27 protein-coding genes and 2 other annotated features are annotated in these 25076 nt (G+C 39.3%); of the genes, 5 read left to right on the plus strand and 22 right to left on the minus strand.

The genetic code is table 11. From position 1 onward, the window contains the following. The first annotated feature begins 132 nt into the window (after positions 1-132). Positions 133-1080, plus strand: coding sequence for a ribonuclease HIII (gene rnhC / locus JNUCC23_RS16255; RefSeq protein WP_454212433.1), 948 nt, complete (start codon positions 133-135; stop codon positions 1078-1080). A 578-nt stretch (positions 1081-1658) separates the two neighbouring features. Here rnhC and JNUCC23_RS16260 read toward each other — a convergent pair. From JNUCC23_RS16260 to JNUCC23_RS16275, 4 genes are all read right to left on the minus strand, one after another. Then, complete coding sequence (locus JNUCC23_RS16260) at positions 1659-2204, minus strand: GNAT family N-acetyltransferase (RefSeq protein ID WP_062176957.1); 546 nt, start codon at positions 2202-2204, stop codon at positions 1659-1661. Between the two features lie 311 nt (positions 2205-2515). Next, on the minus strand, positions 2516-4930 hold the full coding sequence (gene pheT / locus JNUCC23_RS16265) for a phenylalanine--tRNA ligase subunit beta (protein WP_403069207.1): 2415 nt from the start codon (positions 4928-4930) through the stop codon (positions 2516-2518). A 26-nt stretch (positions 4931-4956) separates the two neighbouring features. Next, the gene (gene pheS, locus JNUCC23_RS16270) at positions 4957-5997 is read right to left on the minus strand and encodes a phenylalanine--tRNA ligase subunit alpha (protein WP_062176953.1); all 1041 of its coding nucleotides are present in this window, start codon (positions 5995-5997) and stop codon (positions 4957-4959) included. A 52-nt stretch (positions 5998-6049) separates the two neighbouring features. Continuing rightward, positions 6050-6288 (minus strand) — a binding site (T-box leader). A 190-nt stretch (positions 6289-6478) separates the two neighbouring features. Beyond that, a complete protein-coding gene (locus tag JNUCC23_RS16275; RefSeq protein ID WP_454212436.1) occupies positions 6479-7234 on the minus strand; it encodes a TrmH family RNA methyltransferase in 756 nt (251 codons plus the stop codon). 124 nt (positions 7235-7358) lie between these two features. Here JNUCC23_RS16275 and sspI point away from each other — a divergent pair, with 124 nt between their 5' ends. Further along, positions 7359-7571, plus strand: a complete 213-nt coding sequence (sspI, locus tag JNUCC23_RS16280; protein WP_062176947.1) for a small acid-soluble spore protein SspI — start codon at positions 7359-7361, stop codon at positions 7569-7571. 31 nt (positions 7572-7602) lie between these two features. Here the strand turns inward: sspI and JNUCC23_RS16285 are convergent, their stop codons facing one another. The 3 genes from JNUCC23_RS16285 to JNUCC23_RS16295 form a co-directional block, all read right to left on the minus strand. After that, a complete protein-coding gene (locus tag JNUCC23_RS16285) occupies positions 7603-7752 on the minus strand; it encodes a hypothetical protein (RefSeq protein WP_403069202.1) in 150 nt (49 codons plus the stop codon). Between the two features lie 190 nt (positions 7753-7942). Continuing rightward, positions 7943-9028 (minus strand): M42 family metallopeptidase, encoded by a 1086-nt coding sequence (locus JNUCC23_RS16290; protein ID WP_454212439.1) that lies wholly within the window; start codon positions 9026-9028, stop codon positions 7943-7945. Between the two features lie 64 nt (positions 9029-9092). Continuing rightward, positions 9093-9590 carry a dUTP diphosphatase gene (locus JNUCC23_RS16295; RefSeq protein ID WP_454212441.1) on the minus strand — a complete coding sequence of 166 codons (498 nt, stop codon included), beginning with the start codon at positions 9588-9590 and terminating at the stop codon, positions 9093-9095. A 631-nt stretch (positions 9591-10221) separates the two neighbouring features. Here JNUCC23_RS16295 and JNUCC23_RS16300 point away from each other — a divergent pair. Next, positions 10222-10365 (plus strand): DUF3934 domain-containing protein, encoded by a 144-nt coding sequence (locus JNUCC23_RS16300; RefSeq protein ID WP_082674954.1) that lies wholly within the window; start codon positions 10222-10224, stop codon positions 10363-10365. Positions 10366-10444: 79 nt separating this feature from the next. Here the strand turns inward: JNUCC23_RS16300 and JNUCC23_RS16305 are convergent, their stop codons facing one another. Then, positions 10445-11020 (minus strand): TetR/AcrR family transcriptional regulator, encoded by a 576-nt coding sequence (locus tag JNUCC23_RS16305; protein ID WP_062176934.1) that lies wholly within the window; start codon positions 11018-11020, stop codon positions 10445-10447. 61 nt (positions 11021-11081) lie between these two features. Beyond that, positions 11082-11729 carry a carboxymuconolactone decarboxylase family protein gene (locus JNUCC23_RS16310; protein ID WP_062176931.1) on the minus strand — a complete coding sequence of 216 codons (648 nt, stop codon included), beginning with the start codon at positions 11727-11729 and terminating at the stop codon, positions 11082-11084. Positions 11730-11918: 189 nt separating this feature from the next. On the opposite strand from JNUCC23_RS16310, the gene JNUCC23_RS16315 reads away from it, so the two are divergent. Both JNUCC23_RS16315 and JNUCC23_RS16320 read left to right on the plus strand, forming a co-directional pair. Continuing rightward, positions 11919-12296, plus strand: coding sequence for a sigma-w pathway protein ysdB (locus tag JNUCC23_RS16315; RefSeq protein WP_454212444.1), 378 nt, complete (start codon positions 11919-11921; stop codon positions 12294-12296). A gap of 195 nt (positions 12297-12491) precedes the next feature. Beyond that, on the plus strand, positions 12492-13232 hold the full coding sequence (locus JNUCC23_RS16320) for a DUF4184 family protein (protein WP_454212446.1): 741 nt from the start codon (positions 12492-12494) through the stop codon (positions 13230-13232). An 88-nt stretch (positions 13233-13320) separates the two neighbouring features. Here JNUCC23_RS16320 and JNUCC23_RS16325 read toward each other — a convergent pair whose 3' ends face one another. The 13 genes from JNUCC23_RS16325 to speD all read right to left on the minus strand — a co-directional run bounded on the left by JNUCC23_RS16325 (position 13321) and on the right by speD (position 24664). Beyond that, positions 13321-13935, minus strand: coding sequence for a TVP38/TMEM64 family protein (locus tag JNUCC23_RS16325; RefSeq protein WP_454212448.1), 615 nt, complete (start codon positions 13933-13935; stop codon positions 13321-13323). Positions 13936-14037: 102 nt separating this feature from the next. Continuing rightward, positions 14038-14304, minus strand: a complete 267-nt coding sequence (locus JNUCC23_RS16330) for a DUF1294 domain-containing protein (protein ID WP_062176923.1) — start codon at positions 14302-14304, stop codon at positions 14038-14040. 72 nt (positions 14305-14376) lie between these two features. Next, entirely contained in the window at positions 14377-14736 is a 360-nt protein-coding gene (gene rplT / locus JNUCC23_RS16335) for a 50S ribosomal protein L20 (protein WP_062176920.1), read from the minus strand. Positions 14737-14771: 35 nt separating this feature from the next. Beyond that, positions 14772-14972: a 50S ribosomal protein L35 gene (rpmI, locus tag JNUCC23_RS16340; protein WP_049682546.1), complete on the minus strand. Its 201-nt coding sequence runs from the start codon at positions 14970-14972 to the stop codon at positions 14772-14774. 22 nt (positions 14973-14994) lie between these two features. After that, complete coding sequence (infC, locus tag JNUCC23_RS16345) at positions 14995-15495, minus strand: translation initiation factor IF-3 (protein ID WP_062176917.1); 501 nt, start codon at positions 15493-15495, stop codon at positions 14995-14997. 126 nt (positions 15496-15621) lie between these two features. Next, positions 15622-15755: a sequence feature (ribosomal protein L20 leader region), on the minus strand. Between the two features lie 194 nt (positions 15756-15949). Continuing rightward, positions 15950-16123, minus strand: a complete 174-nt coding sequence (locus JNUCC23_RS16350) for a hypothetical protein (RefSeq protein WP_454212451.1) — start codon at positions 16121-16123, stop codon at positions 15950-15952. A 192-nt stretch (positions 16124-16315) separates the two neighbouring features. Further along, the gene (gene thrS, locus JNUCC23_RS16355) at positions 16316-18247 is read right to left on the minus strand and encodes a threonine--tRNA ligase (RefSeq protein WP_403069176.1); all 1932 of its coding nucleotides are present in this window, start codon (positions 18245-18247) and stop codon (positions 16316-16318) included. 410 nt (positions 18248-18657) lie between these two features. Beyond that, complete coding sequence (ytxC, locus tag JNUCC23_RS16360) at positions 18658-19497, minus strand: sporulation protein YtxC (RefSeq protein WP_454212453.1); 840 nt, start codon at positions 19495-19497, stop codon at positions 18658-18660. A gap of 551 nt (positions 19498-20048) precedes the next feature. Further along, a complete protein-coding gene (gene dnaI / locus JNUCC23_RS16365; protein WP_403069171.1) occupies positions 20049-20987 on the minus strand; it encodes a primosomal protein DnaI in 939 nt (312 codons plus the stop codon). A gap of 7 nt (positions 20988-20994) precedes the next feature. Next, positions 20995-22410 carry a replication initiation and membrane attachment family protein gene (locus JNUCC23_RS16370; protein WP_454212455.1) on the minus strand — a complete coding sequence of 472 codons (1416 nt, stop codon included), beginning with the start codon at positions 22408-22410 and terminating at the stop codon, positions 20995-20997. 433 nt (positions 22411-22843) lie between these two features. Next, the gene (gene nrdR / locus JNUCC23_RS16375) at positions 22844-23311 is read right to left on the minus strand and encodes a transcriptional regulator NrdR (RefSeq protein ID WP_062176904.1); all 468 of its coding nucleotides are present in this window, start codon (positions 23309-23311) and stop codon (positions 22844-22846) included. A gap of 407 nt (positions 23312-23718) precedes the next feature. Beyond that, positions 23719-24108, minus strand: coding sequence for a hypothetical protein (locus JNUCC23_RS16380; RefSeq protein WP_403069165.1), 390 nt, complete (start codon positions 24106-24108; stop codon positions 23719-23721). Positions 24109-24283: 175 nt separating this feature from the next. After that, entirely contained in the window at positions 24284-24664 is a 381-nt protein-coding gene (gene speD, locus JNUCC23_RS16385) for an adenosylmethionine decarboxylase (protein WP_062176897.1), read from the minus strand. Positions 24665-25076 lie beyond the last annotated feature (412 nt).

The following is a 25076-nucleotide window of genomic DNA, read 5'->3' on the forward strand; positions in this document are numbered from 1 at the left end:
ATGGCGAGCAGATAGTGCCTAGAGCTAGAAATAGTAAAAGCGGAGGCACGCGAAAGAGCTCGTAGGTCTTAACAAACAAAATACACAATGATCTTACATATATAAAACTATAAAGAATTGGAGTCTTTACTTATGTCGAATGTTGTATTAACACTTTCCACCGCTCAAATGAACAAATTGAAGGGACATTACCAAACTTCCCTATCTGATAAAACACCGCCGGGAAGTATTTTTATGGCTAAACCGGCGCAGTGTACCGTGACTGCCTATAAGTCGGGGAAAGTTCTATTCCAAGGTGCATCCGCAGAAGTTGAAGCAAAGAAATGGTCTAGCGACGCAAAAGTTGCGATTCCTGCTGCTAAAAAAAAGACTTCTGTCACCCAACATCGTTATTCACCACCTGCCCATATCAGTACCATGTCTATAATCGGCTCTGATGAAGTTGGCACTGGCGACTACTTCGGGCCAATGACGGTCGTCGCTGTTTATGCAAAAAAAGAGCAGCTAGCCCTATTAAAAGAATTAGGCGTTCAAGATTCGAAAAATCTAAAAGATCCGCAAATCATTGACATTGCCAAGCAGATTAAAGATGTTGTGCCATTTTCCCTGCTCACATGTGACAATCCGAAGTACAATGCCTTGCAAGCTAGCGGCATGTCACAAGGAAAAATGAAAGCTTTACTGCACAACCAAGCGATTAAGCATGTCATTAATAAGATTTCACCCGAACAGGCAGAAGCTGTTTTCATTGACCAATTTGCCCAACCCGATGTGTTTTTTAACTATTTAAAGGGACAAGAACTGTTTCAAGCGGAAAATACTTATTTGAGCACGAAAGCAGAAGGCATTCACCTCAGTGTTGCAGCAGCTTCCATTTTAGCACGCTATGCATTTGTAAAGTATTTTGACAAATTGAGTGAAAAAGCTGGATTCAAAATTCCCAAAGGCGCAGGCCACGCAGTAGATGAAGCAGCAGCACGGCTTATTCATGAAAAAGGGATTGATGCGTTGAATGAATTTACGAAGGTTCATTTTGCTAATACGGAAAAAGCAAAGGCATTATATCGGAAGAAATATTAATAGAGGGTAGTCCCCGGCTTTTAGGGTTGGGCCTTTTATTTTTGAGATTTTACTCATTCACACTGGAGATATGAACCAATTCATACTGTTTTTTTATTCAACTTTTACTGTAACCTTGAAATAAAAAAACAAATAGAAAAAGCTTGTTTTGAAAAAAGATGGATCAAAACAAGCTTTTAATTATATTCAAGTGGATCATTCTCTACCTGTGTTGCTGAACAATTGCACCCTTTTCTGGAATAACTACTAAATATGACCTCTGCTTTAAAATCAATTAATTCTTTTCAACTAACAGCCCGTTAACATAATAAAGTGAAACTTCAATCAGTGGGGGCTTTCTTCAACCCCACTGATTGTTAGTCCCGTTCTAGTGTCGCTAATACCTCCACTCCGTTTCGGTAAAGCGACACTACGAACCCGATTGGTTCAACTAAACCTTTGAAGACCACAAAGGTAAGTTTCACTGTATCTCACCAATCGGGCTTTTACGGGCAGTTGTCCCCCACCTACGCTTCTTCGATTCCTCTAAGCCTTGAGGTGGGGATCTTACTGCCCGTTAATGCGGGATAAAAGTTTATCTATTTTTTAATCCATTCTTCTGCCAAAACCCCATAAACAGCGTGGTCAACATAATGGTCATATAACCATTCTGCTTGTCTAATAGATCCTTCATTTACAAAGTTTAATCTTTCAGGAATACTTCTACTTTTCTTATTACCAACCGCAGCCCTAATCTCAACTTTATTAAGGTTTAACTCAGTAAAAGCATAATCAGTCAATGCTTTCGCCACCTTGGTCATAATTCCATTTCCTTGGTATTCTTCGCCAAGCCAATAACCGATATATGCTGTTTTGTTTGACCAATTTATGCTATTGTAACCTGCAACTCCAACAATTGTCCCTTTAAATAAAATAACTGTATTCAAGCTCTTATTTTCAGCGAAACCCTTTAAAGTTATTTTGATAAACTCTATTGTTTCTTCAAGTTTTGTTGTAGTATTTAGCCAAGGAAGCCATTCTCTAAGATATTCTCTTGAATTATTTGTTAATTCAAAGACCTTTTCCCCATCTCTTATATCCATTAGTTTTAAAGATAAGTCCTCATCAATTTTATGTACAAACATAATATACCCCCAATTGGTTTATTATGAATTTTAACACACTTCTCCCAAAGGAGATTATGTTATTTAGTTCAGTGAGCGTTACTCAATTAAATGCCTTTTTGTGGAGTAACATCCTTGAGTTTTATAACATCGACCAGAACAAAAAAAGTGGAAATTAATACAGGATTTTAATCAAACTTTATTATACATCATCGAACTATATTCATAATCCACCTTTACTTTTACTAATCAATTTTGGCTAATTAGTTACGCACAACTCCTTCCTTAAAACAACAAAGCAGCCTTCATTCGGAAGGCTGCTTTGTTTACAATTATCCTCTTAATTCAGCGCCAGCTTTTTCTTTCACCGCTGCTAATACTTTTTCATGTGCTTTCGTCACATCTTCGTCAGTTAGCGTGCGCTCTGGGTCGAAATATTTCAACGAATACGCAAGAGATTTCTTACCTGGTTCCATGCGTTCGCCTTCATATAAATCAAAGATACTTACTTCTTTAAGAAGTTTTCCGCCTGCTTCTGCGATGATTTTTTGGATATCACCCGCAACGGTTGTTGCATCTACAACAAGGGCAATATCACGTGTAATCGATGGGAAACGTGGGATTGCGCTGTATTGGATCGGTGCAACAGCCGCTTCTGCCATCGCTTTGAAAGATAGCTCGAAAACATACGTTTCTTTCAAGTCCAGTTCTTTTTGGACTGTTGGATGAACTTGACCGACGAAGCCAATTACATCGCCATTCAGTAAGACTTCTGCCGTGCGTCCTGGGTGCATGCCTTCTTTTTCAGATTGACGGTAATCGATTTGCTCTGTCAATCCTAGTGTATCGAATAATGCTTCAAGCACGCCTTTTGCTACGTAAAAATCAACTGATTTTTTCTCGCCTTGCCATGGGTTTGATTCCCATAGACCTGTTATTGCGCCAGCTACATGTTCGCGTTCTTCAGGAAGTTGTTCTCCATCTTGTTTCAAGAAGACAGAACCGATTTCATAAAGAGCTAGTGAATCAAGCTGACGGGCATTATTGTATTTCACGACTTCCAATAGTTGAGGAACAATGCTTAGGCGAAGCTGGCTACGTTCCTCACTCATCGGCATCGCCAATGCAACAGACTCACGAACGTCCAATGCATATTGAGTCGCTTTATTCTTGCTTGTTAATGAGTAGGTGATCGCTTGATAAAGCCCAGCACCTTCAAGCGTACGACGTGCTTTGCGGCGTTTTTGCTGATAATCAGTCAAATGGCCTGGTGTAACCGTTCCAGTTGGCAGTGTTGTTGGGATATTATCATAGCCATACATACGAGCTGCTTCCTCAACTAAATCGGCTTCGATCGTAATATCACCGCGACGGGTCGGTACAGTTACGGTAAATGTCTCATTATCTACTGAAACTCCGAATTGCAAACGAGTGAAGATCGACTCGACTTCAGAAACCGTCATGCTTGTTCCGAGCAATTTATTAATTTTTTCAAGAGTAATTGAAATGACAGCTGGTTCGATTGTCAGTGTATCGACTTCAACAGACCCTTCTAACACAGTGCCACCAGCATACTGGCTGATCAACTGTGCAGCACGTTCTCCCGCTTCTCGAACCCGATTCGGGTCGACGCCTTTTTCGAAACGAGCACTTGATTCACTGCGTAACGCATGGTCTTTTGATGCTTTACGGACAACGGTTCCAGCAAAATAAGCCGCTTCAATGATGACTGTTGTTGTATCGTCCTGCACCTCAGAATTCGCTCCACCCATTACACCAGCAATCGCAACTGGCTCTGTTCCGTTTGTAATGACAAGATGATCGCTTGCAAGTTCACGTTCTACATCATCTAATGTCGTAATTTTTTCAGCAGCATGCGCTTTACGAATGACTAATTCTTTTGAACCTAGACGATCATAATCAAATGCATGGAGTGGTTGTCCGTATTCAAGTAGAATATAATTCGTGATATCGACGACATTGTTATGTGGACGAATGCCCGCTGCCATCAAGCGTGTTTGCATCCAAAGTGGTGATGGTGCAATTTTCACATCCTTAATGACTTTCGCAACGTATAATGGATTATCTTCAGATGCTTCCACTTTTACTTGAATGAAATCTGTTGCTTTTTCAGCGCTTTCTTCTTTGGTGATTTCCGGCCATTTTACTTCACGACCTAAGATGGCACCTACTTCATAAGCAACACCAAGCATGCTCAAACAGTCCGAACGATTCGGTGTCAAGCCTAATTCAAGTACTTCATCGTCAAGTCCTAAAACACTAAGCGCATCTTGGCCGACTTCTACATCATTCGGGAAGACGAAAATTCCTGTGGCATAATCTTTTGCAATCAATCTTGATTCAATGCCAAGCTCTTGAAGTGAACAAATCATGCCGTTCGATTCTTCACCGCGTAATTTCGCTTTCTTAATTTTGAAATTGCCTGGAAGCACAGCCCCAACCGTTGCGACTGCCACTTTTTGTCCTTTATCAACATTCGGCGCACCGCAGATGATTTGAACTGGGCTTTCACCACCAACATCGACTAAACATTTATTTAGTTTATCGGCATTTGGGTGCTGTTCACGTTCTAGTACGTGGCCAATGACTACCCCTTTAAGACCTTCACTTTTCTTTTCTACTCCTTCAACCTCGATGCCGCTTTTGGTAATCTTATCTGAAAGCGTTGTTGCTGTCATGCCAGAAAGATCGACATAATCTTGCAGCCATTTATATGAAACAAACATGGATTGCTCCTCCTTTAAATAAATTATTAAGATTCGTGGCGATTAAATTGAGTTAGGAAACGGACATCATTTGTGTAGAAATGACGAATATCGTCTACGCCGTATTTCAACATGGCAATACGCTCTACACCAATACCGAACGCAAACCCAGAATATTTCTTCGAGTCAAATCCTGCCATTTCCAAAACATTCGGATGAACGATTCCACCGCCGAGTACTTCGATCCAGCCGGTTCCTTTACAAACGCTGCAACCTTTGCCGCCGCAAATTTTACAAGAAATATCGATTTCAACCGATGGCTCTGTAAATGGGAAGAAGCTTGGACGCAGACGAATTTCCCGTTCTTTGCCGAATACTTGCTTCGCAAACACTTCAAGCGTTCCTTTTAAATCACTCATTGAGATGTTTTCGTCAATCACTAGTCCTTCAATTTGCATGAATTGATGCGAGTGAGTCGCATCATCATTATCACGACGATATACTTTACCCGGACAGATAATTTTAACCGGCCCTTGCCCTTTATGCTTCTCCATCGTTCTTGCTTGCACTGGAGACGTATGAGTTCGCATCAATGTTTCTTCTGTAATATAGAAGGAATCTTGCATATCACGTGCTGGATGGCTCTTTGGTAAATTCAACGCTTCAAAGTTGTAGAAGTCTGTTTCAACTTCCGGACCTTCCGCAACCGTGTAGCCCATTCCGATAAATAAGTCTTCCACTTCTTCAATGACACGCGTCAACGGATGATGATTTCCTTTATTAACCGGACGTCCCGGTAATGTCACATCAATTTTTTCAACAGCTAGTTTGGCATGGACAGCTGCCTCTTCAAGCACTTGCTGTTTTTCTTCGATTTTTGAGGCAATCTCTTCACGGACAACATTCACCAACGCTCCCATTTTTGGGCGTTCCTCAGCTGAAAGCTTGCCCATTCCGCGTAACACTTCCGTGATTGGTCCTTTTTTCCCTAAATATGCGACACGAATGTCATTCAATTCCTTTAATTCAGAAGCTTCGGCAACCTTCTGCAACGCTTCAGCTTGCAGTTCTTGTAAACGTTCCTGCATCATATATCCTCCTTTATTGTTTAAAAATAAACACAAAAAAACCCCATCCCTAGAAAGGGACGAGGTTTATGTATCGCGGTACCACCCTTATTAGCGCCAATAAAAATAAGCACTCACTTCATTACAGATAACGGCTTTTTGCCGATGCAGCTTTCAACAGGTTTATCTGTATCCCGATGCCGACTCAAGAGGTGAATTCACATCAACATAATCATAAAAATGCTTGCAGTCTAAGGCATTTTCTTCCTGGATGAATGATACGATGCTACTCTTCTCTGTCATAGTCTTTTTCATTATGAAATTTAGCTTTAATTATAATATAAAACAACCCGAGATTCAAATTCAAATTTATTCTACAACTTTTCGATCCGGAATCTGAGTTTGCGCTCCGGACTTGCCTCTGATCGCGTCCGGTTCCGCCTTGATTCGCGCCGGTTTCGTCTCGAATCGCGCCAGTTTCACCTCGGGTCGCGCCAGAACCCTATTTCCGTAAGTGATACATCAAGATCCCCGCTGCGATCCCCACGTTCAATGATTCGCTTTTCCCGAAAATCGGAATGTAGAGATTTTGCGTCGTTTGTGCTAGCAATTTTTTGTCAACACCTTGTCCTTCATTGCCTACAAGCAGAGCAAATGTTTCCGACTTTTCTACTTGATCATAGGAAACTGCTTTTTCTAAGGCAGTGCCATAGACCGGAATATTCTGTTCCTTCAATGTACCGATGATTTCTGTTAGGTTTCCTTTTAGGACAGGCATATGAAAAATACTTCCTTGAGTCGAGCGAATCACTTTAGGATTATAAGCGTCCGCACAGCCTTCCCCAAGAATAACCGCATCAATCCCTGCTGCGTCAGCTGTTCGAATCATCGTCCCAATATTACCTGGATCTTGCACAGCATCGATTAACAGCACTTTTTTCGGTGAAAGGTCTTCGAAACGGATCTTTTTTTGATCACAGATTGCGGCAATTCCTTGTGGTGTTTCTGTATCGGAAATCGCATGCAACACTTCACTTGTCACATACGTAACTTCTGTTCCTTCTAATTTAAATTTCCCAGGAATGACAGCTTCAATGCTGACAATCACTTCACGAACAATATCGCTTTCTTTTAGTGCTTCTTCAACAAGATGAAACCCTTCGATCAGGTATGTACCTGTTTGTTCACGCTCTTTTTTCGTTAATAATTTCTTCCATTGCTTTACTTTTTGATTTTTGACGGACTCAATATATTTCAAGGTAAACGCTCCTTCATTTTTTCACTAGATCTTATTATAACGCATTTCGCCCTTTGCTACATATTTTCATTCGATTTGTTCCATACTAAAGAAGTGGACAATTATGGTGATGGGAGGGTTCAATATGAACTTGAATTTAAGAAATGCAATTATTCACAACGTAGCAGGGAATACACAGGATCAGTTAGAAGATACGATCGTCGAAGCCATTCAAAAGGGCGAAGAAAAAATGCTACCTGGACTTGGTGTGTTGTTTGAAATCATTTGGCAACATGCATCAGAGGAAGAAAAAACCGAAATGCTACAATCTTTAGAAACCGGTTTAAAAAAGCAATAGCCGTTACTTGGCTATTGCTTTTCTTTCGCTTTTATAAATGATCGGTATTAATCCGATTCTGAAAATATTCATCTTTCATGATTGGGTTATCATCCTCATCCAATTGCACATTTCCGGCTTCTTCTATCTCCGTTTCGAGGTTTTTTTGAACTGTTGACGCTGTTCTTTTCTTCTTGACCATTATTCTTCCTCCTTCAAATAGATGAAATTTGAAAGTATCTTATAATTATCTATTCCCGAAACATCATTCTTTAAACATATCAGCCGTTTTCAAATTGTGGACAGACAGATTATTAATCAATTTCAGATCGTACGCTAAACAACAAAAAAACAGGAAACCCGAAGGTACCTGCTTTGTTCAGCATCAAATCTTAGCCAAAGGTAATCGCATCAACCGTTTTGCGATCCAGCTTTTTAATGACTTCTACAATTAATTTAACCGCGTTTTCATAATCATCACGGTGAAGCATGGCCGCATGTGAATGGATGTAGCGAGTCGCAATCGTAATCGCAAGCGCTGGAACACCATTTGCCGTCACATGAATCGATCCCGCATCTGTTCCGCCTCCAGGCATTGATTCATATTGATATGGAATCTTCATTTCATCAGCCGTATCTGTTACAAGATCACGAAGTCCTTTATGAGAAACCATACTTGCATCATAAAGGACGATTTGCGGTCCTTCCCCCATTTTACTTAGCGCTTCTTTATCCGTAACTCCAGGCGTGTCCCCAGCAATCCCGACATCAACCGCAAAGCCGATGTCTGGCTGAATTTTAAACGTGGATGTTTTGGCACCGCGTAATCCGACTTCTTCTTGAACCGCTCCAATCCCGTAAACAATATTTGGGTGTTCGGTTTCTTTTAATTGCTTTAAGACATCAATGGCAATCGCACAGCCAATTCGGTTATCCCATGCTTTGGCAAGGAGCATCTTCTCATTATTCATCACAGTAAATTCGAAATACGGCACGACCATATCTCCCGGTCTTACTCCCCATTCCTCTGCTTCTTCCTTACTTGATGCGCCGATATCAATGAACATATCTTTAATATCTACAGGTTTTTTTCTTGCTTCAGGACTTAAAATATGTGGTGGTTTTGAACCTATTACCCCTGTAACATCGCCTTTTCTTGTCACGATTGTTACACGCTGGGCGAGCATGACCTGTGACCACCAGCCACCAACTGTTTGGAAGCGCAGAAAGCCTTTTGAATCGATTTGGGTGATCATGAAGCCCACTTCATCTAAGTGGCCAGTTACAATGATTTCTGGACCGCCTTCTTGCCCTGTTTTCTTCGCAATCAAGCTACCTAGATGATCTGTCGTCACTTCATCAGCAAAAGGGGCGATATATTCTTTCATGATTTGACGGACTTCTCCTTCATTGCCAGCAATTCCTCTTGCATCCGTTAAACTTTTTAGCATCGTTAACGTTTCATCTAAATGAGTCATTGTTATTCCTCCTTATGTATGGACACTATTCTTTATTATAGTACATCACCATTCATTTCACGCATTAATACCCTTGTTTCTGCCGATCATAATTGATTTGATTTTTCTCGACATACGCCCGTTCCACGTCTTCTCCAGAAAAACCAAGCATATTCCCGAGAACGAGATAATCTGTAAACATGGTCTCATAGTTTTCCTGAGATTGTTCCATACTAAATGATTGAATAGAAGCATATATGTTCAGAAATTGAGCCGTTACATCATTCTCTTTACTAGATTGCCCTACTTTCACGTCAACGCTCGTTATCTGCAAATTACAACCAATGCCCAGTGAAAGGATAAAGTGAACGCCATCTACATATTCAGCTAAAATGAGTTTTCTTTCCGATGGACCCTTTAGGCTCCAAAATTTGAAGCAACGTGTTTCATTTGCTAATTCACCCAACTCAACGAATAAAGCGAGGATTTTTTTATCAATTAAGTCTTCTGCATGGAGATTGTGCTTTTCTTGTATATGCCGATCAAGTGATTTTTGCATCTCAAATAGTTTTGTGATATTCATGATTCGTTCCAACTTTCATAAGTGGTTTGATTGAAGGACATAGGGACGGGGCTTCGCGACTTATTAATATAGCCAATTTTCTTTATAGGTTAACTTATAATATTTAGTAAGTACACCAAAATCCAACTCCGCACCGCCACCATTGTAATTAGGTGAGTTTCGCGTGCTACATAATGATCCTTCAAGGGCAAAATATGGCGTTGTAACGCCATACAGGTTTTGTATGGTTTTACTATAGCATATTCTCTGAAGGAGATACCTTTTTTATTATGAAACAAAACGAAAGATATGCGAAGCGTTACGAACTACGGAGGGTTCTGCCGCCATTATACAACTTCAAGAACTTTCTAAGCTTGTGTAAAAAAGTGTATAACTATCTGTCATTATATTGTATAGTTAATGCTTGATTACTAATAAAGTGAAACTTCCACCAGTGGGGATTTTCCTCATCCCCCACTGGTGGTTAGTTGAACCAATCGGACCTTTACGGGCAGTTTGATCCCCACCTATCTTCTTTTGCATGCTCAGAATCTTGATGTGGGGGTCTTACTGCCCGTTAAGCGTGGGACAAAAGTGGGCAAAACTAGCCAATGACTTTAAACTAAAGGCTACAACAATATGGAGTGATTATATGAGTAAAGCTAAAGGTGGAACAGGAAGAGGTACTGACAAGAAGGGCTGGAATCGTTGGAAAGCTGGTGCCAACAAAGCCAAGAGTGCCAAACCTTATAGTAGTAAAGGTGTTAAAAAAACGGGTTCTGACCACAAGCAATAATACTAGTGAATAGCTACTGATCTGACAGGTAGCGTTCTATACGATTACAAAAAAAAGACCGAGTAGGGTCTTTTTTTGTTTAAATAAGATGATACTGTTTGCGAATCATTTCCATCACATGGGTCAAAATCTCAAGATCTTGCTGATTCTTCATTAAGAGTATCCCGCCTTCAATCATGGCAACGATGGCTTGGGCACCTTTTTTACAATCTGTTGTTGGAGCTAATTGATTTTCTTTGACCATTTCTGTTAATGCAGTTTCTACCTCAGAAATCCACTTGTCAAAAAACTCTTTAATTTTCACTCGAAATGTTTCATCGTGTTCGCTCATCTCAATCGCTAAATTACCAACAGCACAGCCAAGCTTACTTTTCGATTCAGTATGAGAGGCAAGATTCCAATCAAGCATTTTATTTAATCTCGCCTTCGCTTTTTCCTTTGAATGAAAGATTTCATTTATCAACTGTTGATCTAGATCTTGAATTACGTCTTCTACAACAGCTAGTCCAAGATCATATTTCGATGAAAAATAATGATAAAATTGCCCTTTGCCAATCGAAGCTGCTTTGAGAATATCAGAAATTGAAGTGGCTTGGTATCCTTTAGAATGAATAATCCCTCTTGAGATTGTAATAATTTCTTGCTTTTTAGACATATATTCACACCTTTTTCGCTGTTTAATCTTAGATGATGTGCTTCACTATTTGATTCAATAATTATTCCCCATAGCTTTGAATTAAATTGGCGATATGGGCATACGCTCCGCCTGCAAGTAAAGCTGAAGTAACGAGCACTGCTTCTGATAATTCTTCTTTAGTAGCGCCAAGTTTTTCTGCATTTTTAGCATGAACATCAATACAATATGGACATTGTGTCGCATGTGCAACAGCTACAGCAATGATTTCTTTGAATTTGGCACTTAACTTGCCTTCTTTCATTGCTGTTGCACTAAATTTAGAGTACGCTTTAAAACCTTCAGGAGCTCCTTTTTGCAATTGTCCAAGCTTTTTAAGGTTAGACCGATTATATAATGAATCACTGGCTTCTTGACTTAAAGCATTATCGATATGTGTGCTATGCGTTACTGCTCCTCCAGCCTCAATACCAGATACGACAAATACAGCTTCAACTAGTTCTTCAAGTGTCACACCTACAGCTTTGGCTTTTTTGGTATGGCTATCGATACAATATGGGCATTCTGTGACATGTGCAATCGCCACTGCGATGATTTCCTTTTCCTTAATTGACAGCGCCCCTTCTTGAAAGACCGTACTGTTAAATTCAGAAAAGGCCTGTAATTGTTCAGGAGCTAAATCTTTTACTTGATTTAAGTTTCTTAAATTTTCTTTTTGATAAAAATTCATGTTCAACATCCTCCCTATTTGTGTACAGTGATTTATACCTACCATTTGGTACAATTTTAGTGTAACATGGTTAGCGATCTATCACAAACAATTTTATCCATTTTTATAAGAATAAACTTTTATCGAAATTAGTGAAACTTTTTTCTTGTCCATGCGTAAATAAGGGAAAATGTATGAGGAGGAATCTCCATGGTATTGTTCATTCGCCTGCTTTTGTTCGCTTTGATTATTTTTCTCATCTATACTGTGATTAAATATATTGTCAGTCCAAAACGGAAATTGGAGCTTGCACAGGAACATAGTAAGTTTTTCTTTCTCGATGATCCGAACAACATCCAAAAAAACTTTGTTGTGACGTATAAAGGAGTTCTATTTGAAGGTGAAAAATATCTTGGGACAACTGTACAAGCTTTTGAAGTCATTTCAATTTTCATCTGGCCGAGAAATACGAGCTCGTTAAAAGGCATGGAGCGAAAAGATTTTCAGTTTATTGAGTCAGAGGTAAAAAAACGGTACCCGCAGGCAGTTATTGACTGGAAAAGCCCAATCAAAGAATTTTTGGAGTAAACTAGAATCATTATCAAAAACACATGGCATTTTTCACAAAAAATTGCTATGTGTTTTTTGTTAGCCTACGTTTGAATCGTTATATCTCTATTATTATTCTAAAAAGGTGATTTTAAAACTCGGCAACCTATGCTAGGCTATGATTAACGGTTTTTAATGACCGGAATTTGAATAGAAAATATAAAGTGAATACATATGCCACTAACTTTTGCTCATCCAGCTGCTGTACTGCCTTTCTCAAGAAAAAGCAACTATATTAATTTTTCGGCCATGGTTTTAGGTAGTATGGCTCCTGATTTTGAATACTTCTTAAGAGGGCAGCCTTCTGGAGAATTTGGCCATACTTTTTTTGGCTTTCTTTACTTTAATCTCCCATTGGTTACAATCATTTACTTGATCTATCATTTCTTCATCCACCAAACTTTAGTTAATCATTTGCCCGGTTTTCTACAAGATTCATATACGAAAAAGTCTGATGCTAGTCAACTATTGAAAATAATCGTTTTTTGTTATTCGGCGTTGTTTGGCATGCTTACTCACGTCATATGGGATTCTTTCACTCATATGAATGGATTTATGGTGATGAAATTCCCGATATTTAATTACATGTTTAGTGTCTATAGATTAGACATACCTTTATATAAATTTTTACAACATGGCAGTACATTATTTGGAATTATGATGATCATAGGTTATCTATATTTCAGAGCCTATTCGCAAAATAAGCGGAAAAACCTTGAAGTGTATCCAAAACAAAAATTCATTTTTTGGTCGTCTATCTTCCTTCTCACAATATTATCTGTGATCGTATGGTTTCTCATCGACTATGTTTCGATTAGGAGTTACGGCATAGTCGTTGTTAGAATAATCGATTCAACCTTGATGAGTTTATTCCTTGTTTCTTTGTTTTATAAATATCGACAACTTAAAAGCTAATCCAGTCTAAAAAGGGTCAGATCCAGTTTGTGTGTGGTTCTGACCCTTTCGTTATGAGAACAACCTTTGAGAAATCGTCACTTCATCTTTAGTTTCCTACTTGAAAAAATTCCTGCCACTTAATCACTGTTTGTTTTTCTCTCATTAAATAGACTAATAACGTGAATGAACATAGGATAAGGACAATGAGTGTCGGACTAAACGCACGGATATAATGACCGAACACTGTATAGAAGAAGGCAAGTGGGATATTGGTTGTAAAGGAGGCGGAAGCATATGCTCTCCATCCTTTTTTCAATTCCATTAAGCAAAGAGACAGCATATGATAATGGACAAAAGGGATCAGACGAAGCACAGTGATTTGTTTAACATTGAGTTTTCGATGCCCAAACAGTTTATTTTTCATTTTAAACAAGCGCGCCGTCAATTTCGGAACTTTGCAGCTCACTCCGTAAAAGACAAGACTAGATAACGTGAGACCAATGATCGAATAAATCGTCCCAGCAAGTGGACCGAATAATAACCCGCCCGTCATACAAACGACTGCGACGGGAATAAATAATACCTGCCTTGCCACATGAAATAGAATAAAGATCACTGGCGCAAATATCGTCCCTGACTGAATAATACTCACGAGCATAACGAGTTCTTGATTCATAATGGGAATCCCCTCTCTGCTGCTTCGTCCTGCTCTTACAAACATATACGTTTCCCCTGCCACATATGACAATTTATGTATTCTAATATGTTTGGTGTAAACTCCTCAGTTTCACATACCTTTAGACAGCAGCAAAAATCAATGGCTTTATTTCAAGAACCAGTAAGCTACCATCGCCACTTGAACAATCATTAAAATCGGAAATCCCCGTTTAAAAGAAACATGCTTCGTTTTATGGCGGTAATGTTTCATCCCTACATAACCGCCTGTTGCGCCTCCAAAGAAAGCTAACAGCCACAATGTTTGTTCACTGATACGATACTCACGGTTTCGAGCTTTTTTCTTGTCATGTCCCATTGTAATATATGTTGCCACATTGATTGCCAATAAATAAATGATAAGTGCAGTTTCCATTTCTTGCTCCTCTCCCCTAAAACAAAAGCCACTCTCGAAGTCCGAGAATGGCCGTTTTAGATCAATTTGATCTTATTTGTTTAAATGTTGTTTTGCAGCGTCTGCAAATTGAGCAAATGCTTTATCGTCAGCAACTGCTAAGTCAGCAAGCATTTTGCGGTTTACTTCGATACCAGCAAGCTTTAGACCGTGCATTAAACGGCTATAAGAAAGACCGTTGATGCGTGCAGCAGCGTTGATACGTGTAATCCATAATCTACGGAAATCACGTTTTTTGTTACGACGGTCACGGAAAGCATAGTTTCCTGACTTCATAACTTGTTGGTTAGCTACTTTATATAAAGTATGTTTAGAACCATAGTAACCTTTAGCTAATTTTAATACCTTTTTACGACGCTTGCGAGTAACAGTACCGCCTTTTACACGTGGCATGTTATTTCCCTCCTATTTAACTCGATAAATCGAACTTATTTAATATTGTCTAGCATATGACGAATACGTTTGAAGTCACCTTTACTTACAAGACCAGCTTTACGTAGTTTACGTTTAGCTTTAGTGGATTTGTTAGCAAATAAATGGCTTGTGTAAGCGTGTGAACGCTTAAGTTTACCGGATCCAGTTTTCTTGAAACGCTTTGCAGATCCGCGGTGAGTTTTCATTTTAGGCATAAGGTATTCCTCCTCATTACAGTTACTTTTCGATTTTTGGTGCTAAAACTAAGAACATGCTTCGTCCGTCCATTTTTGGATGCGATTCAACTGTCGCAACTTCTTTGCAAGCTGCAGAGAAACGATCCAATACACGTTGTCCAATTTCCTTATGGGTAATTGCGCGTCCTTTAAAACGGATAGAGGCTTTTACTTTATCGCCTTTTTCAAGGAATTTAATTGCATTGCGAAGCTTTGTGTTAAAATCATGTTCATCAATTGTTGGGCTCAGACGAACCTCTTTCAAGCTGATGACTTTTTGATTTTTACGAGCTTCCTTTTCTTTCTTTTGTTGCTCGAAGCGGTGTTTTCCGTAGTCCATAATCCGGGCTACCGGAGGCTTTGCATTCGCAGCAACTATAACTAAATCAAGATTTACACGAGCGGCAATTTCCATCGCTTCGAATTTTGTTTTAATTCCAAGTTGCTCTCCGTTTTGGTCGATAAGTCGAACTTCACGGGCGCGGATGCCCTCATTTACCATCGCGTCTTTACTAATAGTTAGCCACCTCCAAGGATATTTAGCGAATACAATCGTTTGGGCTAAAAGAAAGAATACACACGTTTTAGGCTATCTCTTTCGCCTCATGATTTGTACTTGCATTATTAAACAAACAAAAAAGTGCGGATGCGATAACACCCACACTGATAGACTAAGTAGAATAAATCCAAATAATCAAATCATGACCTACCGACAGCATATTGCGTCAATTAGGTGAGAAGCGGGTGCTTCTTCTTTTACTCAAAACAAGTATTCAATTTACCTTAGAAAATATAACATAAACACTGATGATTTGTCAAATGCTTAAATTGCTTTTCAACAACAAAAATTATCTTATCAAATTCCCATTAATTTTGCAATACATTTCTTTGAAATATTTTAAACAAAGGGTCAGACCCACTGGTGGACCTATCCTAAGGACTCCCCGCTAATTTTGTTAATTTGTGTTCTTGGCTTTTTTCTTATCGATCGATTCCCAGACAAAAAAGACAAGCCAAAACAGCATGACTGGAATAATCGCCCACTGCCGATAATCCGGAAGCAGTAACAAAATAAGCGTTGCAAGGAATGTAGGACCAAAAAGGGTGGTGAATTTCTTCTTTTGATTCACACGAACAACTCCTAGTATACCATATTATAACCTACATAGTAGTCCATAAATGGCGGCTACACAAATAATCCGTATCAAAAAATAATCAGGTTAGAGCGTTCCGCATACAAAATAAGATAAGAAGGGTCAGACCCCGCATTTTTGCTCCAGCTTAAGAAAAGCTGGATAGCGTACGAGATCAGACCCTTCTATTTAGCGATTTATTTCGGCTTTAATAGCTTTCACGAAGTCTTCGAATGAAACTGTTTCGGATTTTTGTTCGCCGTATTTACGAACGTTTACGCTGCCTTCTTTTACTTCGTTATCACCGACAACGAGCATATACGGAATTTTTTGCATTTGTGCTTCACGAATTTTGTAGCCAATTTTCTCGTCTCGTGTGTCAAGGTTGACACGGATCCCTGCGGCTTTTAGCTTATCCTGAACCTCTTTTGCATAATCAAGATGTGCGTCAGGAGAAACTGGGATCACCTGCGCTTGAACCGGTGATAGCCATGTTGGGAAAGCCCCTTTATATTCTTCGATTAAGAATGCAACAAAACGTTCCATTGTAGATACAACGCCACGGTGAATAACAACGGGACGATGTTGTTTACCATCTTCACCCACATAGTTTAAATCAAAACGTTCCGGTAGTAAGAAGTCTAATTGAACAGTTGACAATGTTTCATCTTTACCTAAGGCAGTACGAACTTGAACATCAAGCTTAGGACCGTAGAATGCTGCTTCGCCTTCTGCTTCATAATAATCAAGACCAAGATCATCCATCGCTTCCTTCAGCATACCTTGTGCTTTTTCCCACATTGCATCGTCATCGAAATACTTCTCTGTATCTTGTGGATCACGATAGGAAAGACGGAAAGAATAATCGTTTAGATCAAAATCTTTGTACACTTCAAGAATTAAGTTGACTACACGTTTAAATTCTTCTTTAATTTGATCAGGACGAACGAAAATATGTGCATCATTTAAAGTCATCCCGCGAACACGCTGCAACCCTGATAGAGCCCCAGACATTTCATAACGGTGCTGTGTACCGAGTTCCGCAATTCGGATTGGCAGTTCACGATAGCTATGAATGCTATTTTTATAAATCATCATATGATGCGGACAGTTCATCGGACGCAAGACGAGCTGTTCATTATCCATATCCATAACAGGGAACATGTCTTCTTGGTAGTGTTCCCAGTGTCCGGAAGTTTTGTAAAGATCGACACTTCCCATAACGGGAGTATACACATGATCATAGCCAAGACTCGCTTCTTTATCGACAATATATCGTTCGATCACTCGACGAATTGTAGCACCTTTTGGAAGCCATAACGGCAGTCCCTGGCCGACCAATTGGTTACTTGTAAATAGGCTCAATTCTTTTCCTATTTTACGGTGGTCACGCTCTTTCGCTTCTTCAAGCAAACGTAGGTGTTCAGCCAAGTCTTCTTTTTTGAAGAAAGCTGTTCCGTAAATACGTTGGAGCATCTTGTTGTCGCTGTTTCCTCGCCAATAAGCGCCAGCAATACTTAGCAATTTGAATTCTTTAATCTTCCCTGTTGACGGTACATGAATGCCACGGCATAGATCGAAGAAATCACCTTGTTCATAAATGGTTACTTGTTGATCAGCTGGAATCGCATCAATCAACTCCAATTTATACTCATCACCAATTTCCTTAAAACGTGAAATAGCTTCATCACGACTCACTTCAACACGAGTGACTTCAAGATTTTCATTGACGATTTTCTTCATTTCTTTTTCTATTAGCGGCAAGTCTTCTGGTGTTAGTGATTCTTCAAGATCAACATCATAGTAGAATCCACCTTCAATAACCGGACCAACACCGAATTTAGCGTTTTTGAATAGACGTTTAATCGCCTGTGCCATTAAGTGAGCTGTACTGTGACGAAGAACTTCTAGTGCTTCTTCACTGTCTTGGGTAATAATCGCAATCGAACCATCTGCTTCAATTGGACGTTTTAAGTCATACATTTCACCATTATATTTACCTGCGATTGCCTTTTTTCTTAACCCTGGACTGATAGATGCTGCGATATCATCTGTTGTTGTGCCTTTGGCAAACTCCTTCACTGCTCCGTCCGGGAAAGTTATTTTCACTACTTCTGACATACTCGTTCACTCCTTAAATTTGTCGTATTCTTGCGGAAAACACAAAAAAGCCCGCCCCTGTATAAAAACAGGGACGAGCTTAATAATCATTATTTAACCCGCGGTTCCACCCTCGTTTCACTCAGCTTTTCATAGCCAAATGACACTCGTAGCTTGGTAACGGCAGCTTCCCGTCAGCTAATAGTTGCGTTTACACGCGTTCCTAACTGAAGTTTAGAGGTGGTAAGTGTTCTGTTCGTGTTAGGAAGCTCTCAGCTTTGCATTCCCTCTCTTTAAAACCGAAATGTAAGAATACCCATGTCCTCATCATTACTTTTCATTATAATAAATGTTAGTATGTAGGAAATTATATCGGGTTATTCAAAGAAAATCAAGGATTGCTAAAAATAAGTTCATGAAGTTTCTTAAAATTAGCTATGAGTACCTCTGAAAGATTGAACTGGCCGAATAACGGTCCGTTCTTCAAACACACGCCGAATCGTTTGAATAAGCCCATCTTCCGCCTCATCGGTATAGACGTATAATCGCTCTGGTGCAATCGAAATAAGCGGTGCGAGTGCAGTTGAATCGATATAAATCGGATATCCTCCCAATAATCTTCGATCCATCATTCTCTGGAAGTCTTCTTTTTCCAGCTTGCGAAAAGATTCATCAAAAAAAGCAAAGCTTTCTTGATGTACTAGATGAATGATTGGTAATTGAGACTGCCGCTTATTAAGAAAGTCACGTAAAGTGGCAATAAAGCTTTGATAATCTTGCTCAAGTTTATACTCATCAATCGCTAGCCCTGCATAATGCTCCAAATATTCAAAGAACTCCTTCAACCGAAACATGGCAATGGATTCAAACGAAAAGGACTTCTCTTCAGTTAGCACGACTTGAATAGCTTCAGCAATCGCGGCTTTTGCCTCCTTAAACTCTTTACTTGAATCCGCCTTCATCTCTCCTTCAACGATGGAAGAGGCAATGTCAAGAATCGCATCCACTTCTTCCTGTTCTTCAAATAAAAATTTTTCGCGAATCGTTTGCTCAAGGCCATCTCTCAGCTTTTCTTCTATTAAAAACGTATAAAACACATCACTTAATAACCGATGAATGTCAACCAAATGCCGCTCTTCTAACGTAACAACGATCCCTTTTTCCGAAATAAATTGTATATATGAATGCAGTTCTGCCCCTAAAGGGTGGACAGATACGAATTGGAGCCATTTATGTGCTTCTGTATCATCTTGAAAATAGATATGTACCAACGATACCCCCCCTATACGAAACGCTTTGTTTCTATGTATATGGGATAAGCCTATTTTTTAGAAGTAAACCTTAAAGGAAAATCAAGTGATTTTCCATTCAAAACCCAAACGGCGTTAAAACGCCACCATTTACCATAAAGTGAACCTTCAATCAGTGGGGGTTTTCTTCACCCCCCACCTACACTTCTTCGATTCCTCAAGCCTTGAGGTGAGGGTTTTACTGCCCGTTAATGCGTGCTACGTGCTACTAAAAAAAGGGTCTGACCTCACACTCTATATACCGTTTATCGGATCATTGGCTTGTCTCCAAACGATATATAGTAGATGTGGGGGCTGACCCTTTTGTTTTCACACAAAACCGATATGGCGTTAATGCGCCACCATTTACTATGAAGGACCAATCATTGTAACACACTACACTCGCCTAATCACAATGATGACGGTGCGGAGCCATCATTTTGGTTCCTTTCTAAATAAAATCAGTATCCCTGATAAATGGTTTGGCTATATTAGTAAGTTGCGCAGACCCGCCCTATGTCTTTCATACGAAATCAATGTCTTCTGTTTTTTCCTTTTAATAAAAATGGTTCTGCTAAATATTTAATTCGCTCCATGACTCTAGCCGCTTTGACTTCTTCCTTCTCGCCGCGCTGTGAGAAAGTTAAATGTGTCTGCATCTCGGTAAAGTTAAAATTAGACGTAAAAAAAGTCGGCAAGTTCTCAAGCATTCTGAATTGCAAAATAGGGCCGATTACCTCATCCCTACCCCAGCTTGTCATGGACTCTGAGCCAATATCATCAAACATAAGGACAGGCGCTTTTTTAGCCATGTCAATCTTGTCATTAAACGTATTGTCCGTGAATGATCCCTTCAATTCTCTTAGAAAATCCGGAACATACACAAGCAATGAAGAAATCTCCTTCTTAGCAAGTTCATTGGCAATCGCGCCAAGCAGATACGTTTTCCCAACGCCAAATTCCCCATACAAATACAAGCTTTTCTGCTTTTCTCCTGGCTTATAATCCATAATAAAAGCCATTGCTTTCTCCACCGCATCAATTCTGTTCTCAGATGCATCACTACGGTAAAAATCTTCCATTGTTGCTGTAAGAATGTCTTTGGGAACATAGAGACTTTGAATCAACTTCTCTAATTTCCGCTTTTTATCATTCATGACCTTGCGCGGACAATCTTCATAATTCAGATCAATCATATTGCGCCGAATAACAAGCTTTGGATGGAAGCCTTGTAATAAATTTACGCACTCACCTAGGCTCGGGCATTTTTGGCACTGCTTACTTTGAGTGGTAAATTCATACAACTTCATTACGCTCTTATCTAGCATTTCTTCTGAAATCTGCGAGCTGTTTTCATTCAGAAACAGACGAATCTGCTCATCACTAAGCACTTCTTTTTTCAACTCTTCATATTGCTTTTTGAACTTACTTGTATTAGTCGTCTTGCTAAAGGCATTGTTGATTCGTTCCATGTATGCCTCACCCCCTGTCTTTCAAAATTCCTAATGATTCTTCAATCTTGCGTAGCCGTTCCGCTGATTGATCATTCAGTTTCGTTTCTGTTTCTGTTTCTATTTTCTTTTCTTTTTCACTGTTTTTCTCTTTATTCAGCCACTCAGGAACAACTTCCGTTCGAGTCGCTTTTCTCGTTGCCGTTTTGCCTTCTTTTTTCGTTTTGGCCCATTCTTGATATTGACGATGTTCATTTTTGGCGAGCTCCATTGCATCCTTAACAGTTATTACTTTTTTCCTTGTCCAATGGGAGGCTATTTTCTCCATATAGGCTTTCGTTAGCTTCATATCAGTTTTCAACATCACATATTCAATTAACACATTTACAACACCAGGGTTTAATTTTTGATTAAAAAGAATTCCCTCAATAATTTGCAAATCAGCCTTTGTTGGTTCAGCTCCACCAGAAAGCTGTTTGAGTCGCTCTCTTGGTGAAGTCGTTTCAAGATGCCTTATATATTCTTCTTCCTTTGTTTTTGGCTCACTCTTTTGTGTTCGATTTCGCTCTGGCTGCACGCGGTCCATTAAAGTTGGCAATTGATTTTGCGATTCAATTTGGTACCAATCCCGCGCAGCTTTCCGTAATGTTTCGATATCAATTTCATTGTTGATATCAGCAGCACTAATGACGAGCTTTTGCATATCTAGTACATCAATCCCATACAAAAACGAAAGCTTGGCAATCGTCTCTTGAACATTCGGCGTGAAAGCTTTACGAGTGATTTGAGATGGTTTTACCCCAGAATACAATAAATCGAAATTAAAGTCTTCCTTAAACCCTTCAAGTTCTTTGCCATCATGTCGACCGATAAAACGTTTTTCTGGTTCAAGATTTAATTCTTCTTCGCCTTCATCTGACACATACAAAGATGTCTGTTGATCTGATGCAAAAATATCAGTAAAACTCTTCGTGACTTGTTCATATTCATCAGTTGGCATCACTTCATCACTAAAAAAATTCTTCAAACGATTGAAATGAACCTTGCCTATTTTTTTAAACAAATAGATATTCAACATCCCATCATTGAAAAATTGCTTTGGTGTTGATGGTGGATTCAGCTCATAAATGAATTGTTTTCCTTCTTCTGTTTTTTTTCGGTACACATTTAACAGACCGATTCCTTCTAATTTATTCCTTGCATGATAGATTTCATTTAAGTTCAAGTCCATGGTGTTCATTAAGTTGTAATGCAAAGAAGATTGGGACCAAAGTCGATTCTCTTCCAACTCACTCCATAATGTCATGTATAAACTAGTGCAAATCGGACCAATAAGTGGTTGATACAGCAACGTCATTACTTTACGATCATAATCGTTGAGCAACCCTGTCGACGAAACGGTATATCGATCAACAGGAAGCAATTCCTGCCAAGTGTTAGACATCTTCCTTCAGACCCTTTCTAAGAAAACCTGCATACGTTAAAAGCCCACCATTTACCACGAAAGATAAAATCATGTAGCGCGACTCGCCTCATCACAATGGTGGCGGTGCGGTGCCGGATTTTGGGGTACTTTCTATAATAAAATAAGTCTACCTACTAAGTAGAGGGCTTATTTGTAAGTCGCGAAGCTCGGTACCCATGTCCTAAAAGCTAATATACTCGGCCTATAACTAGAGAATATAAGCCGTTTACGCTAGACATGAAAACTCATAAAAAAACGGATATATATTGAATGTAAGTGCTAAGGTTTCATTGGATACAGAATAGTAATGTACCATTCTGTCGCGTAAATCTCAATACTAGCGTGGTAATTATAGACCTTTCTAAACATTCAATATATCGGTAGTGAAAAAAGAGCCAAAGTAAATTTCCCCTTAGCTCTGATTTCGCTCTTTATCTATTAAGTCCTTTAACTCGTCAATAAATACATTAATATCCTTGAATTGGCGATACACAGAAGCAAAGCGGACATATGCGACTTCATCAACTGTTGCAAGCTTATTCATGACCATTTCACCGACTAAATCACTTTTCACTTCAGAAGCGGCTTCGCTTCTTAGTTCCTTTTCAATAGAGCTCGTAATATCTTCTAATTCTTTGAGAGGAACAGGGCGTTTCTCACAAGCCCTAATTAAGCCTCGAAGAATTTTGTCAGAACTGAATTCTTCACGTGTACCATCTTTTTTTACAACGATGAGCGGCGTTTCTTCCACTTTTTCAAATGTTGTAAAACGGTAGCTACATTTCTCACATTCTCGCCTACGACGAATTGAACGACTTTCATCGACTGGTCGCGAGTCAAGAACTCTCGTTCCATTATATTGACATGACGGACATTTCATCGTTAATCAGCTCCGTATTATGTAGTATACCCGATAAAGTGAAACTTCCATCAGTGAGGGTTTTTCACTGATGGTTAGTTGAACCAATCGGGGTTTTACTTCAAAAAGCGAGACGACCGCCCAGCCTCGACAAGCATTACAACTTGTGACCTCGAGAGGCTAGGAGCCGCAGCTAGATTAGGCTATTTACCCCCCTACTCAACTTTTTTCGATGCTCGCACAAAAGTTGAGTAGGGGGGAGTACAGCCTGTTAAACCGGGATAAAGCTGCCGTTTTGGAAAATTACTTTTTATCCAATATTAACGGGCAGCAAGACACCCACTAATAGATGTTTCTCACTTTAGATATAACCATCTTATATAAAACTTCCTACCAGCACAAGGGCATTCGTTCAAACTCTTGCCCCACTATTTGGTACGAATGGATGATAGCTTTTGGTCGAGAGCATCATACGCCACAAGGATCTGTTTTTTAAGTGCCTTATTAATTCCCATCGGTGACCATTTTTCCGTTGATACGGTAAAGTCAACGGCCGTTTCTAGTGGTCTGACCGTGATAATTGTAATAATGATGTCTAGACGCGGTGACTGTTTGGAATGGATAAGAATCTCCCCGTGCTCTTTAGAAACTGATTTAATCTCATAATGTTGTTTATTGCTGAATACTTCTTCAACACCACGTAGCGTTTGTTCAAAATTACTTTTATAATAGCGTGTTTGCAGTTCTGTATCATGATGATGTTCACTTGATTCACATTGCTGACTATATCGATTCGTAAACGTTTTCAACCAACCCATACTTAAATCATCCTCTTATCCCTTTTTACCTTTTATTATACACGAGATCAAAGTAAAACTCATTGAAAACTAATACCTTATCCGAACAAAAGCACAAGCGCCTTAGATCGAAACAAACTGTCATGTATAAAATCAAAAAAGAGATGCATCATTTGCACCTCTTGTACTCTCGGTATTATATAGCACTGACTTCGCTTTTTTTCACTGAAACAGGACCCATTCCTCGTGGAAGTTCCATGTTTTCGCGAGTTTCTGCATTCAATGCGTCTGCAATATAATTCGCAGCAACATTCGGATTTAAATCGCCGCATGTATACACATCAATGCTAGCATAACCGTGTTCCGGAAAACTATGAATAGTTAAGTGTGACTCAGAAATAATGACGACTCCGCTAACTCCCTGCGGTGCGAATTTATGAAAAGCTACTTCACGTACCTCAGCACCTGATTTCAACGCAGCATCCACAAATACTCTTTCAATATAATCCATATCATTTAGTTTTTCAAAGTCACAGCCCCAAAGCTCTGAAATTACATGTCTACCCATTGTTTCCATCTACTATTCCCCCTTTTACATGATTAAGAATTCTGTAGAATATGATTCTACAAACAACTACCACGGGGGAAAGTTAGTCCAAAGAGGTCCTAACCCTTTAAGTAGCCACTATGGACTCTTATTCAAGAAGTTCACGATTTTTAGTATACTTCGTTTCAAAAAAATTTGCAACAGCGTTTTTTTATTTTATTCAAAAATTTAAATTCCGTGTGAGCTTGCGTGCAGTTCTTTCTAACAACCTTTCATTTCAAATCTTATAAAGGTTGTTCAAAAAGTCCGGTTAAAGAGGAAAATAAGTTAACGACCTACTACATATTGGTCGTTAACTTATTCTATTATCTGTATGTTGATGAAGATCTTCAAAACTTTTAAAAAGAATTACTTTTCAGTGTCCTCTCAATAACTCGGTACT

The organism is Peribacillus sp. JNUCC 23 (assembly GCF_053653995.1).

Excerpts from the sequence above, each read along its gene's own strand:
- rnhC (WP_454212433.1), top strand. The coding sequence starts at position 133 with ATGTCGAATGTTGTATTAACACTTTCCACCGCTCAAATGAACAAATTG.
- JNUCC23_RS16370 (WP_454212455.1), bottom strand. The coding sequence starts at position 22,410 with ATGTCTAACACTTGGCAGGAATTGCTTCCTGTTGATCGATATACCGTT.
- sspI (WP_062176947.1), top strand. The coding sequence starts at position 7,359 with ATGAACTTGAATTTAAGAAATGCAATTATTCACAACGTAGCAGGGAAT.
- JNUCC23_RS16305 (WP_062176934.1), bottom strand. The coding sequence starts at position 11,020 with ATGTCTAAAAAGCAAGAAATTATTACAATCTCAAGAGGGATTATTCAT.
- JNUCC23_RS16380 (WP_403069165.1), bottom strand. The coding sequence starts at position 24,108 with ATGGGTTGGTTGAAAACGTTTACGAATCGATATAGTCAGCAATGTGAA.
- infC (WP_062176917.1), bottom strand. The coding sequence starts at position 15,495 with ATGGTAAATGAGGGCATCCGCGCCCGTGAAGTTCGACTTATCGACCAA.
- JNUCC23_RS16300 (WP_082674954.1), top strand. The coding sequence starts at position 10,222 with ATGAGTAAAGCTAAAGGTGGAACAGGAAGAGGTACTGACAAGAAGGGC.
- JNUCC23_RS16285 (WP_403069202.1), bottom strand. The coding sequence starts at position 7,752 with ATGGTCAAGAAGAAAAGAACAGCGTCAACAGTTCAAAAAAACCTCGAA.
- rplT (WP_062176920.1), bottom strand. The coding sequence starts at position 14,736 with ATGCCACGTGTAAAAGGCGGTACTGTTACTCGCAAGCGTCGTAAAAAG.
- dnaI (WP_403069171.1), bottom strand. The coding sequence starts at position 20,987 with ATGGAACGAATCAACAATGCCTTTAGCAAGACGACTAATACAAGTAAG.
- nrdR (WP_062176904.1), bottom strand. The coding sequence starts at position 23,311 with ATGAAATGTCCGTCATGTCAATATAATGGAACGAGAGTTCTTGACTCG.
- JNUCC23_RS16260 (WP_062176957.1), bottom strand. The coding sequence starts at position 2,204 with ATGTTTGTACATAAAATTGATGAGGACTTATCTTTAAAACTAATGGAT.
- JNUCC23_RS16325 (WP_454212448.1), bottom strand. The coding sequence starts at position 13,935 with ATGTTTGTAAGAGCAGGACGAAGCAGCAGAGAGGGGATTCCCATTATG.
- JNUCC23_RS16295 (WP_454212441.1), bottom strand. The coding sequence starts at position 9,590 with ATGAATATCACAAAACTATTTGAGATGCAAAAATCACTTGATCGGCAT.
- JNUCC23_RS16310 (WP_062176931.1), bottom strand. The coding sequence starts at position 11,729 with ATGAATTTTTATCAAAAAGAAAATTTAAGAAACTTAAATCAAGTAAAA.
- JNUCC23_RS16290 (WP_454212439.1), bottom strand. The coding sequence starts at position 9,028 with ATGACTCATTTAGATGAAACGTTAACGATGCTAAAAAGTTTAACGGAT.
- rpmI (WP_049682546.1), bottom strand. The coding sequence starts at position 14,972 with ATGCCTAAAATGAAAACTCACCGCGGATCTGCAAAGCGTTTCAAGAAA.
- thrS (WP_403069176.1), bottom strand. The coding sequence starts at position 18,247 with ATGTCAGAAGTAGTGAAAATAACTTTCCCGGACGGAGCAGTGAAGGAG.
- speD (WP_062176897.1), bottom strand. The coding sequence starts at position 24,664 with ATGGAAACAATGGGTAGACATGTAATTTCAGAGCTTTGGGGCTGTGAC.
- JNUCC23_RS16315 (WP_454212444.1), top strand. The coding sequence starts at position 11,919 with ATGGTATTGTTCATTCGCCTGCTTTTGTTCGCTTTGATTATTTTTCTC.
- pheT (WP_403069207.1), bottom strand. The coding sequence starts at position 4,930 with ATGTTTGTTTCATATAAATGGCTGCAAGATTATGTCGATCTTTCTGGC.
- JNUCC23_RS16330 (WP_062176923.1), bottom strand. The coding sequence starts at position 14,304 with ATGGAAACTGCACTTATCATTTATTTATTGGCAATCAATGTGGCAACA.
- JNUCC23_RS16320 (WP_454212446.1), top strand. The coding sequence starts at position 12,492 with ATGCCACTAACTTTTGCTCATCCAGCTGCTGTACTGCCTTTCTCAAGA.
- pheS (WP_062176953.1), bottom strand. The coding sequence starts at position 5,997 with ATGCAGGAACGTTTACAAGAACTGCAAGCTGAAGCGTTGCAGAAGGTT.